We start from the raw sequence: 15,473 nt of genomic DNA, 5'->3' as shown, positions 1-15,473 counted from the left end.
TACGACCACGGCTTGCGCAGGGAGTTGCAGAAACACCCGCTCACGCTAATGCACGCCAATAGCCGATTCGGGCTGGCCCCAGAGCGCTGTGTCGACAATAATCACCTCTTCGGGGCACGCGCCGTACCTGCCCACTCCCCTCCCCTTCCGCAAGCCTGGATGCCATGCTGACCTGGTTACAACGCGACACCCTGACGTTCCCACCGCTGGCCAAAGCCATGCGCGAACCCAATGGCCTGCTCGCTGCCGGCGGCGACTTGTCCGCCGAGCGACTGATCAAGGCCTACCGCCACGGCTGCTTCCCGTGGTTCTCGGAAGGCCAACCGATCCTCTGGTGGTCGCCCGACCCACGCACCGTGATATTCCCCGACGAGCTGCACGTCTCGCGCAGCCTGGGCAAACTGTTGCGCCAGCAGCGCTACACCGTGACCTTCGACCAGGACTTCGCCGCAGTCATCCAGGCCTGTGCCGCACCGCGCGCCTATGCGGAGGGTACGTGGATCACCGAGAGCATCCAGAGCGCCTACCTGGAGTTGCACCAGCGCGGTTATGCCCACTCGGTGGAGGTCTGGGACAACGGTGAACTGGTCGGCGGCCTGTATGGCCTGGCGATGGGCCAGCTATTTTTTGGCGAGTCCATGTTCAGCCGCGCCGACAACGCCTCGAAATTCGGCTTCGCCACGCTGACCCGTCAACTGCAGGCTTGGGGTTTTGTGCTGATCGACTGCCAGATGCCCAACGATCACCTGCACAGCCTGGGCGCCCGCGCCATATCCCGCAGCGACTTCGCAGGTTTCCTGCGCGATCATCTGGACCAACCCAGCTCTGGACCGTGGGTTTCCTAGGCGACTTTCGCACTCCTGGCTTACACTTATTTCAAAGCTTATCCGAGGGTTGATCATGACCGAGTTGGCGCGCTTGAAGTTTTATGCCACTCAACCCCACTCTTGCAGCTATCTGCCCGACGAGCAGGCCACCACACTGTTCCTCGACCCCAGCCAGCCTATGGACGTGCATGTGTATGCCGACCTGTCGGAGATGGGCTTTCGGCGCAGTGGCGATCATCTCTACCGGCCGCACTGCCAGAATTGCAATGCCTGTGTACCGGCGCGCATCCCCGTGGCCCAGTTCCTGCCGGACCGTAACCAGAAACGCATCCTCAAGCGCAACGCCGACCTGACGGTGACGGCGACCAAGCCACGTTTCACCGAAGAGTACTTTGACCTTTACCAGCGCTATATCGAGGAACGGCACGCTGATGGCGATATGTTCCCGCCCAGTCGCGACCAGTTTTCCACGTTCCTGGTACGTGACCTGCCCTTCTCGCGCTTCTACGAGTTTCGTGCAGACGGCCGACTGGTGGCGGTTGCCGTGACCGATCTGTTGCCCAATGGCCTGTCAGCGGTCTACACCTTCTATGAACCTGCCGAAGAACGTCGCAGCCTGGGACGCTTCGCGATCCTCTGGCAGATCGGTGAAGCACTGCGCCAGGAACTGGAGGCGGTGTACCTCGGATACTGGATCAAGAACTGCAAAAAGATGAACTACAAGACCCAATATCGGCCCATAGAACTGCTGATTAATCAAAGATGGGTCACGCTTAACTAGAACCCCTTGGCTTGAACACCCTTTTTCGGGCACAATGCACGCCGCTTTTGCCTGGCGCAGTTGCACCGGGCCATTCACTGGATACCGAGGGCTTTACTGCATGTCGAAAGAAGACAGCTTCGAAATGGAAGGCACTGTCGTCGACACCCTGCCCAACACCATGTTTCGTGTGGAGTTGGAAAATGGGCACGTCGTAACCGCGCATATCTCCGGCAAGATGCGCAAGAACTACATTCGTATTCTTACCGGTGACAAAGTGCGCGTCGAGCTGACGCCCTATGACTTGAGCAAAGGGCGCATCACTTACCGCGCTCGTTAAGCAAGTCAATACAGGACGCCCGGTTATGCCGGGCGTTTTTGTGTGTGCGCTATTTAACTATCGCCACTTGATCCCATAGCTGACACGCAGGCAGCAAAAAGGCGCCTTAGGGCGCCTTTTTGTTGTGTCGCGACCGCTATCAGGCCATTTCAGCCGTGGTCTCGAACTCGAAGGTCAGCTCGCCGTCCTTCAGGTCGATATGCACCACGCCACCATGGTCGGAGAGTTCGCCAAACAGGATCTCTTCGGCCAATGGCCGCTTGATCTTGTCCTGGATCAGACGCGCCATTGGGCGAGCGCCCATTGATGCATCATAACCACCCTCCGCCAGCCAGTTGCGCGCCGCATCCGTCACATCCAGCTGCACGCGCTTGTCTTCCAGCTGCGCCTGGAGCTCGGTGAGGAACTTGTCCACCACGCTCTTGATAACCTCATGGCTGAGGCGACCAAACTGGATAATGGTGTCCAGGCGGTTGCGGAACTCCGGCGTGAAGCTCTTCTTGATCACTTCCATCGCATCGGAGGAGTGATCCTGATGCGTGAAGCCGATCGAAGCCCGCGCGGCCGTTTCAGCGCCGGCGTTGGTGGTCATGATCACGATCACGTTGCGGAAGTCCGCCTTGCGGCCGTTGTTGTCGGTCAGGGTCCCGTGGTCCATCACTTGCAGCAGCAAGTTGAAGACTTCGGGGTGGGCCTTCTCGATTTCATCGAGCAGCAATACGCAATGCGGCTGCTTGGTGATCGCTTCGGTCAACAGACCACCCTGGTCGAAGCCGACATAGCCCGGAGGCGCACCGATCAGGCGCGAGACAGTGTGGCGCTCCATGTACTCGGACATGTCGAACCGCACCAGCTCAATACCCATGGCCTTGGCCAACTGCCGTGCCGCTTCGGTCTTGCCGACGCCGGTCGGGCCAGCAAACAGGAACGAGCCCACCGGCTTGTCAGGCGACTTGAGGCCCGCACGCGACAGCTTGATCGCCGTTGAGAGCGCGTCGATGGCTGCATCCTGGCCGAACACGGTGAGCTTGAGGTCACGCTCCAGGTTACGCAGCAGCTCCTTGTCAGAACTGTTGACGTGCTTAGGCGGAATCCGCGCGATCTTCGCCACGATGTCCTCGACCTGAGGCACGTCGATGCGTTTGACACGCTTCTCGACCGGCTGCAGGCGCTGGTAGGCACCCGCCTCGTCGATCACGTCGATGGCCTTGTCGGGCATATGCCGGTCATTGATATAGCGCGACGCCAGCTCAGCCGCCGAGCGCAGCGCTTCATCGGTGTACTCGATGCCGTGGTGCGCTTCGAAGCGCCCCTTGAGCCCGCGCAGGATGCCGATAGTGTCTTCAACCGAAGGCTCGGACACGTCGACCTTCTGGAAGCGACGCGCCAAGGCACGGTCTTTCTCGAAGATGCCGCGGAATTCCTGGAACGTGGTCGAACCGATGCAGCGGATATCACCCGACGACAGCAGCGGCTTGAGGAGGTTGGAGGCATCCATCACCCCACCGGATGCAGCGCCCGCACCAATGATGGTGTGGATTTCATCGATGAACAGGATCGCCTGTGGACGTTTTTTCAGCTCACCGAGCAACGCCTTGAAGCGCTTCTCGAAATCGCCACGGTACTTGGTCCCGGCGAGTAGCGCGCCCAGGTCAAGGGAGTAGACGACACTGTTCGCCAGCAGGTCCGGCACCTGGTTGTCCACGATGCGCTTGGCCAGGCCTTCGGCAATCGCGGTTTTACCCACGCCAGCCTCACCCACCAGCAACGGGTTGTTCTTGCGCCGACGCGCCAGGATCTGCGCGACGCGCTCAACCTCGAGCTCACGACCCACCAGCGGATCGATCCGCCCCTGGCGCGCCAGTTCGTTGAGGTTGCTGGCATAGGCATCCAGTGGATTGCCCGAAGAGGAAGACTCACCGCCCTCATCGTCCTGCATATCCTGCTCACCCTCGGAATGATCGCCGTGCCCAGGCACCTTGGAGATACCGTGGGCGATGTAGTTGACGACATCGATACGGGCAACGCTCTGCTGTTTCAGCAGGAACACTGCCTGGCTTTCCTGTTCGCTGAAAATCGCCACCAGCACATTGGCGCCTGTGACTTCACGCTTACCGGAGCTCTGAACGTGGAAAACAGCACGCTGCAATACCCGCTGGAAGCCCAGGGTTGGCTGGGTCTCACGGTCCTCGTCGTGTACGGGGATCAGTGGCGTGGTGGAGTCGATAAACTCCTGCAGGTCGTGCTTGAGTTTGTCGAGGTTGGCGCCGCACGCACGCAGAACGGTGGCGGCAGCTTCGTTATCCAAAAGTGCCAGCAGCAGGTGCTCGACGGTCATGAATTCATGACGCTTCGAACGGGCCTCCTTGAAGGCAAGATTGAGGGTGACTTCGAGCTCGCGGTTTAACATAGCTTCACCTCATACCCAAGTGGTCGGCGTTAACCGTCCTTCTCGATTTCACAGAGTAGCGGATGCTGGCTTTCCCTGGCGTACTGGTTGACCTGCATGGCCTTTGTCTCGGCGATGTCGCGGGTAAACACTCCACATACTGCCCGTCCTTCTGTGTGAACGGCCAGCATTACCTTGGTCGCCAACTCGCGGTTCAGGTTAAAAAACACCTCGAGCACTTCGACCACGAAATCCATCGGTGTGTAGTCATCATTGAACAAAACCACCTTGTACATCGGCGGCGCCTGTAGAGCAGGCTTGGCCTCCTGAACAGCAATGCCTGCAGAACCGTCGTCATCATGTTCCTGATCCGGTCGATCCTGATTGAATGTTAGTCGAATCTGGCTGTTTGCATGCATGGAAAGAAAGGTTCGTCAGTGGTTCAAATACAGTGGTGGGGGCGACCTGTCAGAATTTCAACTGCTGACCGGCCGGTCGCCTTGACTATCGGCGAAACGGTGTTACAACCAATAGAACCCACAGTGGGTAAAAAAGGTCCGCGCAGTCAACCTTATTTATTCGGGTTAGGACGGATAAACTGGATGATACTCCAGTGATGGAGTCTGGTGCAGAGGGATATGGGTATGTCTGGCGTCAAGATCAATGGCAAGGTCAAGTGGTTCAACAATGCCAAGGGATATGGCTTTATCAATGAGGAAGGGAAAACAGAGGACCTTTTTGCGCACTATTCAGCGATCATCATGGACGGGTACAAGACGCTGAAAGCGGGACAAGCAGTCACCTTTGAGATCATTCAAGGCCCAAAAGGGCTACACGCCGTGAATATCGACACAGCCAAGGCAGACGTTCTTGCCAGCCCCGCAGCACACGCGAGCGAAACAGAAAAGAAACAAACGGCTTGATCCGCCGCCGAGCGCGCAGCGCGCGATAAAAAAACGGCCAACCCATCAATCTGGAATGGCCGTTTTTTATGCCCGCCTGCTTTACATGTGCGAGATCAACGCATCACCAAACCCAGACGACGACACCAGCTTCGCACCTTCCATCAGGCGCTCGAAGTCATAGGTCACGGTCTTGGCCGAAATCGCACCATTGGTGCCCTTGATGATCAAGTCGGCCGCCTCGGTCCAGCCCATGTGCCGTAGCATCATTTCCGCCGACAGAATCAAGGAACCCGGGTTGACCTGGTCCTTGCCCGCGTATTTGGGCGCGGTGCCGTGGGTCGCCTCGAACATCGCCACGGTATCCGACAGGTTTGCACCGGGCGCAATACCAATGCCCCCCACTTCCGCTGCCAGGGCATCGGAGAGGTAGTCGCCGTTCAGGTTGAGGGTGGCGATCACATCATACTCGGCCGGGCGCAGCAGGATCTGCTGGAGCATGGCGTCGGCAATGGCGTCCTTGACCACCACGTTCTTGCCGGTCTTCGGGTTCTTGAACTGCATCCACGGGCCGCCGTCGAGCAGCGTGGCACCGAACTCTTCGGCGGCCACTTCATACGCCCACTCCTTGAAGGCACCTTCGGTGAACTTCATGATGTTGCCTTTGTGCACGATGGTCAGCGAGTCGCGGTCGTTATCCACTACATATTGCAGGGCTTTACGCGCCAGACGCTGAGTCCCCTCCTTCGAGACCGGCTTCACGCCAATCCCGCAATCCTGATCAAAACGGATCTTGGTGACGCCCATTTCCTCCTTGAGGAATTTGATCACCTTGATCGCCTCCGGCGAACCCGCCTTCCACTCGATCCCGGCGTAAATATCTTCGGAGTTTTCACGGAAGATGGTCATGTCCACGTCGCCAGGCTTCTTCACCGGGCTGGGCACACCTTCGAACCAGCGCACCGGGCGCAGGCATACATAAAGGTCGAGTTGCTGACGCAGCGCCACGTTCAACGAACGGATACCCCCCCCGACCGGCGTGGTCAGCGGGCCCTTGATGGACACCACGTAATCCTTGACCGCATCCAGGGTTTCCTGGGGCAGCCAGGTGTCCTGGTCGTAGACTTGAGTTGCTTTCTCACCGGCGTAAACCTCCATCCACGAGATTTTTCGCTTGCCGCCGTAGGCCTTTTCAACAGCTGCGTCGACCACCTTGATCATCACCGGGCTGATGTCGACGCCGATACCGTCACCTTCGATGTAAGGGATGATCGGTTGGTCAGGAACATTGAGAGAATGGTCTGCATTGACGGTGATTTTGTCGCCGACTGCCGGAACCTGAATCTTCTTGTATCCCATGCTGAACTCCATCTATGGATTGAACATCTGGCTGCGTTCGAGCCTACTCCAGATAAATGGCGACTGAAACCTCACGCCATGCTCATTTGCATCGAAAACAGCATAATTTGTCGCCTACAAGCCTGAAAGCAAAGGGAAAAGCGCCAATCTTGAGCACATCGTGCGACTTTGGTAGCACCCTGCACCCTGCGACCTTTAGACCAATGGACGACACACCTTTTGTATGAAGGCTCGGCGTAAGCATAGCGACCTATGTATAATGCCGCCGCTGACCAAAGAGTCACGACGGCGGACCGCTCTAGAACACTGCCTTCCGCTACAAAGCAGGACTAATACAATAGTCCACCCGCTTGACGCTCGACTGATGCAACCCAACATCACCGCGAAGAAACCTCGACATTTCGCTCATGGATGACTTTGAACGAACGCGCTCCACCCGGCGCATCTCGAGTTTCTGCGCACGCTTTCAGCAAAGAAGAGAGTTAATCCGAATATGCCCACCCGCTCGAAGATCATCTACACCTTCACCGACGAAGCCCCAGCCCTCGCCACCTATTCACTGCTGCCTATCGTAGAGGCCTTCACCGCTTCCGCTGATATTGCCGTGGAAACCCGCGACATCTCCCTCGCAGGGCGCATCCTCGCAAGCTTCCCCGAGCAACTGGGTACCAAGGCCATCCCGGACCACCTCGCCGAACTGGGCGACCTGGCCGTTACGCCTGAAGCCAACATCATCAAGCTGCCTAACATCAGCGCCTCGACTCCGCAGCTGCAAGCCGCGATCAAGGAGCTGCAGGCCCAGGGCTACGCCCTGCCGGACTACCCGGAAACCGTAACCACCGACGCGGAAAAAGAAACCCGTGCACGTTACGACAAGGTCAAGGGCAGCGCCGTGAACCCGGTACTGCGCGAAGGCAACTCCGACCGCCGCGCACCGCTGTCGGTCAAGAACTATGCACGCAAGCACCCGCACAAGATGGGCGCCTGGGCTGCCGACTCCAAGTCGCACATTGCCCACATGAGCAATGGTGACTTCTACGGCAGCGAAAAAGCCGTCCAAATCGAAGCCGCTGACGCTGTCAAAATCGAGCTGATCGCGCAAGACGGCACTGCGACCGTGCTGAAGGAAAAGACTTCGGTACAGGCCGGCGAAATCATCGACACCGCCGTGCTGAGCAAGAAAGCCCTGCGCGCATTCATCGCAGCTGAAATCGAAGACGCCAAGCAGCAAGGCGTGCTGCTGTCGGTTCACCTGAAAGCCACCATGATGAAGGTCTCCGACCCGATCATGTTCGGCCAGATCGTTGCCGAGTTCTATAAAGATGCCCTGGCCAAGCACGCCACCGTGCTGGAGCAGATCGGCTTCAACCTGAACAACGGTATCGGCGACCTGTACGCTCGCATCAAGGCCCTGCCGGCCGAGCAACAAGCGCAGATCGAAGCAGACATCCAGGCGGTCTACGCCGCTCGCCCTTCCCTGGCGATGGTCAACTCCGACAAAGGCATCACCAACCTGCACGTGCCGAGCGACGTGATCGTCGACGCCTCGATGCCCGCCATGATCCGTGACTCCGGCAAGATGTGGGGCACCGACGGCCAGTTGCACGACACCAAGGCCGTGATCCCGGATCGCTGCTACGCCACCATCTACCAGGCGGTCATCGAAGACTGCAAGGCCAATGGCGCCTTCGACCCAACCACCATGGGCAGCGTGCCAAACGTTGGCCTGATGGCGAAGAAAGCCGAAGAGTACGGCTCCCACGACAAGACCTTCCAGATCAAGGCTGACGGCGTTGTCCGCGTCACCGACAGCAAGGGCAACCTGCTGATGGAACAGAAAGTCGAGGCCGGCGACATCTTCCGCATGTGCCAGACCAAAGACGCGCCGATCCAGGACTGGGTCAAACTGGCCGTCAACCGTGCCCGCGCCAGCAACACCCCAGCCATTTTCTGGCTGGACCCTCAGCGCGCGCACGATGGCGTAGTGGTCGAGAAAGTTCAGGCTTACCTGAAAGACCACAACACCGAAGGCCTGGACATCCGCATCATGTCGCCTGTCGACGCGATGAAGTTCACCCTGGAGCGCACTCGCAAGGGCCTGGACACCATTTCGGTGACCGGCAACGTACTGCGCGACTACCTGACCGACCTGTTCCCGATCATGGAACTGGGCACCAGCGCCAAGATGCTGTCGATCGTGCCGCTGATGAACGGCGGTGGCCTGTTCGAAACCGGCGCCGGCGGCTCGGCTCCAAAGCACGTGCAACAGCTGCTGGAAGAAAACTTCCTGCGCTGGGATTCCCTGGGCGAGTTCCTGGCCCTGGCCGCTTCCCTTGAGCACCTGGGCGTGACGTACAACAACCCGAAAGCCTTGGTACTGTCCAAGACCCTGGACCAGGCCACTGGCCAGTTCCTCGACAACAACAAGTCGCCATCGCGCAAAGTCGGCAACATCGACAACCGCGGTAGCCACTTCTACCTGGCGCTGTACTGGGCTCAAGCCCTGGCCGCCCAGACCGAAGACACTGCACTGCAAGCGCAGTTTGGCGAACTGGCCAAGACACTGACCGCGAACGAAGCAACCATCGTTGCCGAGCTCAACGCCGTACAGGGCAAGCCAGTGGACATCGGTGGCTACTACGCACCGAACCCGGAGCTGACCAGCAAGGCCATGCGCCCAAGCAACACCCTCAATGCGGCGATTGCTGCACTGAAGTAAGTTGTAAGGCAATATCGCAAACCCCGGCCAAGTGCCGGGGTTTGTGTTTTCAAGCCCCAAGCAAGCGCAACAATTGCGAAAGAATCTAATGAACTGTCAGTTCTGACAGGTGACTTGCCCCGCCCCTGAACACCATCATTCTCCCGTAACGACTGAGCCAAAACGGGAGGACTTACAATGTCGCGCACCAACTGCCTATTAGCCCTGGGCGCTTTCCTCCTGACGTTGCCGCCCTTGGCGAACGCCGGCCAAAACGCTCAGATGACGTATTTCCTCAGCGCAAGTTTTACCTGCCTGAACGGCAACACAACGCCTGGGTACAGCGTTTATGTAGTCGGCTCACACCGTGAGATCGGGGAATGGAAAACGGAAAACGCGGTGTTACTCACCACCACACGCGCGGATTATCCGAAATGGACTGGGCAGGTGCGATTTTCGGGCGTCCAACTCGATGAGAAGGTGCAATGGAAGTGCATTGTCCGCAACGAAGCCCCCCCATACGATGTCAAGGAATGGCAGCCCGACCCAAACAGCGAGGTGATATTGAAATTCTCCCCGCAAGCGCAGGCCACCGCTTCGTTCTGAGCAACACAGGCGCCCGGGGGGTATCATGCAGATTGCCTGAACAACGACCTGCATTCGAGAGCCACATATGACCTGGCAACCCCACATTACCGTCGCCACCATCGTCGAAGACAACGGCCGCTTCCTGATGGTCGAAGAACTCAAGGGCGGCCGCGCCGTACTCAACCAGCCTGCCGGCCACCTCGACCCGCACGAAACCCTTACCCAAGCCGCCGTACGCGAGACCCTCGAGGAGACCGGCTGGGACGTCGAGGCCACCGGCATAGTCGGCATCTACCTGTACACCGCCCCGAGCAACGGCGTGACCTACCAGCGTGTGTGCTTCATCGCCAAGGCCCTGAAACACCATCCCGACTATCAGCTCGACGAAGGCATCGTGCGCGCCCGCTGGCTCACTCGCGACGAACTGATGGACCTGCGCGAGGACTGGCGCAGCGAGCTGATCATTCGCTGTCTCGATGATTATCTGGCCGGCCACTGCCACAGTCTCGAATTGATCCGCCCTTCTCTTTAGCCTTGAAGGCTTGAGCCTGATAGAATCGCGTCCTTTTTCAAGACACCCGTTGAAACCCTATGCGTGATCCAGCCCCTTCTGACACACAAAAGAAGCGCGTCATCGTCGGCATGTCCGGCGGCGTGGACTCTTCCGTTTCCGCCGTTCTGCTCATGGAGCAGGGTTATGAGGTGGAAGGCCTGTTCATGAAGAACTGGGAAGAAGACGATGGAACGGAATATTGCACCGCCATGGACGACCTGGCAGACGCCCAGGCCGTGTGTGACAAAATTGGCATCAAGCTGCACACCGCCAACTTCGCCGCCGAGTACTGGGACAACGTGTTCGAACACTTCCTGGCCGAATACAAGGCCGGCCGCACGCCGAACCCGGACATCCTGTGCAACCGCGAGATCAAGTTCAAGGCGTTCCTCGACTACGCCATGATGCTCGGCGCCGACCTGATCGCCACTGGCCATTACGTGCGTCGCCGCGATATCGACGGCCGCACCGAACTGCTCAAGGGCCTGGACCCGAACAAGGACCAGAGTTACTTCCTGCACGCCGTCGGCGGCGAACAGATCGCCAAGACCCTGTTCCCGGTGGGCGAGCTGGAAAAACCCGAAGTGCGCAAGATCGCCGAGAAGCACGGCCTGGCCACCGCCAAGAAGAAGGATTCCACCGGAATCTGCTTTATTGGCGAGCGCCGCTTCAGCGACTTCCTCAAGCAGTACCTGCCGGCGCAACCGGGTGAAATCAAGACCACTGACGGTGAAGTGATCGGCCGCCACCATGGCCTGATGTACCACACCATCGGCCAGCGCCAGGGCCTGGGCATTGGCGGCTTGAAAGACGCCGGCGAAGAGCCGTGGTACGTGCTGGTCAAGGACCTGGAGCACAACGTGTTGATCGTTGGCCAGGGCAACGAACACCCGCTGCTGTTCTCCGGCGCCCTGCTCGCCTCCGAGATCTATTGGGTCAACCCGATCGACTTGAGCACGCCACGCCGCCTGACCGCCAAAGTGCGCTATCGCCAGAGCGACCAGCCGTGCACCCTGGAAAAAACCGCCACCGGCTACCGCGCCACCTTCGATGACCCGCAACGCGCGGTCACCCCAGGCCAGTCCGTGGTGTTCTATGACGGCGAAATTTGCCTGGGCGGCGGCGTGATTGAAGTCGCAGAAGCCTGGAGCAACCCGGCATGAGCCCGACCCAGGAGCAATTGACGGCACTCGGCGGGGTTTTCCTCGCCGCGGTGCTGGTCGACAAGATAGCCAAGACCGGCCAAGTCACAGAGGCAGGCCTGACCTGCATGCTCGGCAGCCTGCTGATCCGCGATCCCAAGGACACCCTGGAAGTCTACGGCGGCGATGACCTGGCGCTGCGCGAAGGCTATCGCGCCCTGATCGGCGCGCTGGAACGCGACCCCAGCACCCTGCAGCGCGAGCCGCTGCGCTATGCCTTGTCGATGCTTGGCCTTGAGCGTCAACTGGCCAAGCGCGATGACCTGCTGGAGACCATCGGCAAGCGCCTGCCGCAGATCCAGTCGCAGGTGGAACACTTTGGCCCGGCCCATGAAAACGTGATCGCGGCCTGTGGCGCGCTGTACCAGGACACCTTGAGCACCTTGCGCCAGCGGATCCAGGTTCACGGCGACATGCGCAACCTGCAGCAACCGAACAACGCCTCGAAAATCCGCGCCCTGCTCCTGGCCGGTATTCGTTCGGCACGGTTGTGGCGCCAGTTGGGCGGTCATCGTTGGCAGTTGGTGATCAGCCGGCGCAAATTGCTCAAAGAGCTTTACCCGTTGATGCGCAACGAATAAGTCGCAGCAGCAGGCCTTTTTCAAGCCGTTACGCGTAATACGCCGGTCAGTTGGCAACGGACCGGCGGATTTTTTCATGTATGATACGCGCCCCATTTCGTTGCCCGACTGTCCGAGAACACCCCATGCAGCTCTCTTCGCTCACTGCGGTTTCCCCTGTAGACGGCCGCTACGCCGGCAAAACCCAGGCCCTGCGCCCTATTTTCAGCGAATACGGCCTGATCCGTGCTCGTGTTCTGGTTGAAGTGCGCTGGCTCCAGCGCCTGGCCGCTCACCCTGCCATCAGCGAAGTGCCGGCGTTCTCCGCCGAAGCCAACGCCGTGCTCAACACCCTGGCGGAAAACTTCTCCCTGGAGCACGCCGAGCGTGTGAAAGAGATCGAGCGCACCACCAACCACGACGTCAAAGCCATCGAATACCTGCTCAAGGAGCAAGCGGCCAAGCTGCCGGAACTGGCCCAGGTCAGCGAGTTCATACACTTTGCCTGCACCAGCGAGGACATCAACAACCTGTCCCACGCCCTGATGCTGCGCGAAGGCCGTGATGACGTGATGCTGCCGCTGATGCGCCAGACCGCCAACGCCATCCGCGAACTGGCCATCCGTTTCGCTGACGTGCCAATGCTGTCGCGCACCCACGGCCAGCCGGCGTCGCCGACCACCCTGGGCAAAGAACTGGCCAACGTGGTGTATCGACTGGAACGCCAGATCGCTCAAGTTGCCGCTGTCCCGCTGCTGGGCAAGATCAACGGCGCCGTCGGCAACTACAACGCCCACCTGTCGGCCTACCCTGAGATCGACTGGGAAGCCAACGCCCGCGCCTTCATCGAAGACGAACTGGGCCTGGGTTTCAACCCGTACACCACGCAGATCGAACCGCACGACTACATCGCCGAACTGTTCGACGCCATTGCGCGCTTCAATACCATCCTGATCGACTTCGATCGCGATATCTGGGGCTACATCTCCCTGGGCTACTTCAAGCAGCGGACCATCGCCGGTGAAATCGGTTCGTCGACCATGCCGCACAAGGTCAACCCGATCGACTTCGAAAACTCCGAAGGCAACCTCGGTATCGCCAACGCGCTGTTCCAGCACCTGGCCAGCAAGTTGCCGATCTCCCGCTGGCAGCGCGACCTGACCGACTCCACCGTACTGCGCAACCTCGGCGTGGGCTTTGCCCACAGCGTGATCGCGTACGAAGCCAGCCTCAAAGGCATCAGCAAGCTTGAGCTCAATGAGCAAAAGATTGCCGCTGACCTGGACGCTTGCTGGGAAGTATTGGCTGAGCCGATCCAGACCGTGATGCGCCGCTACAACATCGAAAACCCGTACGAGAAGCTCAAAGAGTTGACGCGCGGCAAGGGCATCAGCCCTGAAGCGCTGCAAACTTTCATCGACGGCCTGGACATGCCAGCCGCCGCCAAGGCCGAGCTGAAACTGCTCACCCCGGCCAACTACATCGGCAACGCTGTAGAGCAAGCCAAGCGCATCTGATCCAAGCAAGACCCTTTGAGACGCCCGGCCGCGCCGGGCGTTTTTATTCCAGTCTGAAAAGTGCTTTTTTTCAATAGGTTACACATGAATCCTGATATCCCTCTTCAACTTTTGGGCGGCATCACAGCCCGGGAATTCCTGCGCGACTACTGGCAGAAAAAACCGTTGCTGATCCGCCAGGCCATCCCTGATTTCGAAAGCCCGATCGATGCCGACGAACTGGCCGGCCTGGCACTGGAAGAAGAAGTCGAGTCGCGCCTGGTGATCGAGCACGGCGAGCGTCCGTGGGAGCTGCGTCGCGGCCCGTTCGCTGAAGACGCGTTCAGCACGCTGCCCGAGCGCGAGTGGACCCTGCTGGTGCAGGCGGTCGACCAGTTCGTGCCGGAAGTCGCCGAGCTGCTGGAGCACTTTCGCTTCCTGCCAAGCTGGCGCATCGACGATGTGATGATCAGCTTTGCTGCCCCGGGTGGCAGCGTCGGCCCGCACTTCGATAACTATGATGTGTTCCTGCTGCAGGCCCAAGGCAAGCGCAACTGGAAAATCGGCCAGATGTGCAACTCCGAAAGCCCGCTGTTGCAGCACGCCGACCTGCGCATCCTCGCCGAATTCGAAGAAAGCGCCGAATGGGTGCTGGAACCGGGCGACATGCTGTACCTGCCGCCGCGCCTGGCGCACTTCGGCATCGCCGAAGATGACTGCATGACCTACTCCGTAGGTTTCCGTGCACCGAGCGCCGCCGAAGTGCTGACCCACTTTACCGACTTCCTCAGCCAGTACCTGACTGACGAAGAGCGCTACACCGATGCCGACGCCCAGCCGGCCAGCGACCCGCACCAGATCCAAGGCGACGCGCTGGACCGACTCAAGAGCCTGCTGGCCGAGCACATGAGCGACGAGCGCATGCTGCTGACCTGGTTCGGCCAGTTCATGACCGAGCCGCGCTACCCCGAGCTGGTGGCCGGTGAAGAACTGGGCGAAGAAGATTTCATCAGCAGCCTGCAAGACGGCGCAATCCTGGTGCGCAACCCAAGCGCGCGCCTGGCCTGGTCGGAAGTGGACGACGACGTCCTGCTGTTCGCCAGCGGCCAGAGCCGCTACCTGCCGGGCAAGCTGCGCGAGCTGTTGAAGCTGGTGTGCTCGGCCGATGCACTGCACAGCGAGAACCTGGGCGAGTGGCTGGCGGACGAAGACGGCCGCGACTTGCTGTGCGAATTGGTCAAGCAAGGAAGCCTGGGATTTGCCGATGAATAAGATTCACGTAAGTGTCGCGGACTGGCGAAAGGATATCGACGAGATTCGGCGCATTCGTGAAACGGTATTTGTCGCCGAACAGTCGGTTCCACCCGAACTGGAGTGGGACGCGGACGACGCCGGCGCAGTGCATTTCCTTGCCTTCGAAGGCGACTTCCCAATCGGTACCGCGCGCCTGCTGCCCAGCGGCGAGATCGGGCGCGTGTCGGTCCTCAAGGACTGGCGCGGGCTCAAAGTCGGCGACAAGCTGATGGAAGCAGTGATTGGCGTGGCCGAACAACGCGGCCAGACCAGGCAGTTCCTGAGTGCACAGGTGTATGCGGCGCCCTTCTATGAGCGGCTGGGCTTCAAGATCGTCAGCGACGAGTTCCTTGAGGTCGGGATTCCGCACGTGGATATGGTGCGCGAGGGCTGATCCAAGACCGAGGCGCTCCAATCGCAGGCAAGCCAGCTCCTACACGTGGAATGTATGCTCCCGGGGGAGCTGGGTTGCCTGCGATAGCCGTATCAGCGATACCAAAAAGGCC

General features: G+C 59.6%; 15 protein-coding genes. 12 read left to right on the top strand and 3 right to left on the bottom strand.

Translation table 11 applies throughout. The features are described from left to right. Positions 1 to 164: 164 nt before the first annotated feature. The 3 genes from aat to infA all read left to right on the top strand — a co-directional run bounded on the left by aat (position 165) and on the right by infA (position 1,927). Positions 165 to 845, top strand: coding sequence for a leucyl/phenylalanyl-tRNA--protein transferase (gene aat, locus CQ002_RS16290; RefSeq protein WP_069077606.1), 681 nt, complete (start codon positions 165 to 167; stop codon positions 843 to 845). Positions 846 to 900: 55 nt separating this feature from the next. Next, the gene (locus CQ002_RS16285) at positions 901 to 1,608 is read left to right on the top strand and encodes an arginyltransferase (protein WP_034106829.1); all 708 of its coding nucleotides are present in this window, start codon (positions 901 to 903) and stop codon (positions 1,606 to 1,608) included. 100 nt (positions 1,609 to 1,708) lie between these two features. After that, positions 1,709 to 1,927, top strand: coding sequence for a translation initiation factor IF-1 (gene infA, locus CQ002_RS16280; protein WP_002553999.1), 219 nt, complete (start codon positions 1,709 to 1,711; stop codon positions 1,925 to 1,927). 139 nt (positions 1,928 to 2,066) lie between these two features. On the opposite strand, the gene clpA is transcribed toward infA, so the two are convergent. Together clpA and clpS are read right to left on the bottom strand one after the other, a co-directional pair. After that, positions 2,067 to 4,337 (bottom strand): ATP-dependent Clp protease ATP-binding subunit ClpA, encoded by a 2,271-nt coding sequence (gene clpA / locus CQ002_RS16275; RefSeq protein WP_034106831.1) that lies wholly within the window; start codon positions 4,335 to 4,337, stop codon positions 2,067 to 2,069. A 29-nt stretch (positions 4,338 to 4,366) separates the two neighbouring features. Next, the gene (clpS, locus tag CQ002_RS16270) at positions 4,367 to 4,735 is read right to left on the bottom strand and encodes an ATP-dependent Clp protease adapter ClpS (RefSeq protein WP_005789091.1); all 369 of its coding nucleotides are present in this window, start codon (positions 4,733 to 4,735) and stop codon (positions 4,367 to 4,369) included. 225 nt (positions 4,736 to 4,960) lie between these two features. Between clpS and cspD the strand changes: the two genes are divergently transcribed. Beyond that, positions 4,961 to 5,239 carry a cold shock domain-containing protein CspD gene (cspD, locus tag CQ002_RS16265; RefSeq protein ID WP_105163145.1) on the top strand — a complete coding sequence of 93 codons (279 nt, stop codon included), beginning with the start codon at positions 4,961 to 4,963 and terminating at the stop codon, positions 5,237 to 5,239. 81 nt (positions 5,240 to 5,320) lie between these two features. Here cspD and icd read toward each other — a convergent pair whose 3' ends face one another. Further along, positions 5,321 to 6,577, bottom strand: coding sequence for an NADP-dependent isocitrate dehydrogenase (icd, locus tag CQ002_RS16260; RefSeq protein WP_034106987.1), 1,257 nt, complete (start codon positions 6,575 to 6,577; stop codon positions 5,321 to 5,323). A gap of 493 nt (positions 6,578 to 7,070) precedes the next feature. On the opposite strand from icd, the gene CQ002_RS16255 reads away from it, so the two are divergent. The 8 genes from CQ002_RS16255 to CQ002_RS16220 all read left to right on the top strand — a co-directional run bounded on the left by CQ002_RS16255 (position 7,071) and on the right by CQ002_RS16220 (position 15,361). After that, the gene (locus tag CQ002_RS16255; protein WP_034106832.1) at positions 7,071 to 9,296 is read left to right on the top strand and encodes an NADP-dependent isocitrate dehydrogenase; all 2,226 of its coding nucleotides are present in this window, start codon (positions 7,071 to 7,073) and stop codon (positions 9,294 to 9,296) included. Between the two features lie 177 nt (positions 9,297 to 9,473). Beyond that, positions 9,474 to 9,881 (top strand): carbohydrate-binding module family 20 domain-containing protein, encoded by a 408-nt coding sequence (locus CQ002_RS16250; protein ID WP_105162494.1) that lies wholly within the window; start codon positions 9,474 to 9,476, stop codon positions 9,879 to 9,881. Positions 9,882 to 9,948: 67 nt separating this feature from the next. Further along, positions 9,949 to 10,395, top strand: a complete 447-nt coding sequence (locus CQ002_RS16245) for an NUDIX hydrolase (protein ID WP_105162495.1) — start codon at positions 9,949 to 9,951, stop codon at positions 10,393 to 10,395. Positions 10,396 to 10,454: 59 nt separating this feature from the next. Beyond that, positions 10,455 to 11,579: a tRNA 2-thiouridine(34) synthase MnmA gene (gene mnmA / locus CQ002_RS16240; protein WP_034106836.1), complete on the top strand. Its 1,125-nt coding sequence runs from the start codon at positions 10,455 to 10,457 to the stop codon at positions 11,577 to 11,579. Next, entirely contained in the window at positions 11,576 to 12,199 is a 624-nt protein-coding gene (hflD, locus tag CQ002_RS16235; protein WP_017137510.1) for a high frequency lysogenization protein HflD, read from the top strand. Before mnmA ends, hflD begins: the two co-directional genes overlap by 4 nt. 125 nt (positions 12,200 to 12,324) lie before the next feature. Then, a complete protein-coding gene (purB, locus tag CQ002_RS16230) occupies positions 12,325 to 13,695 on the top strand; it encodes an adenylosuccinate lyase (protein ID WP_010209589.1) in 1,371 nt (456 codons plus the stop codon). 84 nt (positions 13,696 to 13,779) lie between these two features. Beyond that, entirely contained in the window at positions 13,780 to 14,946 is a 1,167-nt protein-coding gene (locus tag CQ002_RS16225) for a cupin domain-containing protein (RefSeq protein ID WP_034106839.1), read from the top strand. Continuing rightward, on the top strand, positions 14,939 to 15,361 hold the full coding sequence (locus tag CQ002_RS16220) for a GNAT family N-acetyltransferase (RefSeq protein ID WP_034106841.1): 423 nt from the start codon (positions 14,939 to 14,941) through the stop codon (positions 15,359 to 15,361). Before CQ002_RS16225 ends, CQ002_RS16220 begins: the two co-directional genes overlap by 8 nt. The last annotated feature ends 112 nt before the right edge of the window (positions 15,362 to 15,473 follow it).

Origin of the sequence: Pseudomonas sp. MYb13 (genome assembly GCF_002980075.1) — a bacterium.
Lineage (GTDB): Bacteria > Pseudomonadota > Gammaproteobacteria > Pseudomonadales > Pseudomonadaceae > Aquipseudomonas > Aquipseudomonas lurida.
Note: the sequence above shows the minus strand (reverse complement) of the source record. Positions and strands in the feature narration are given on the sequence as shown.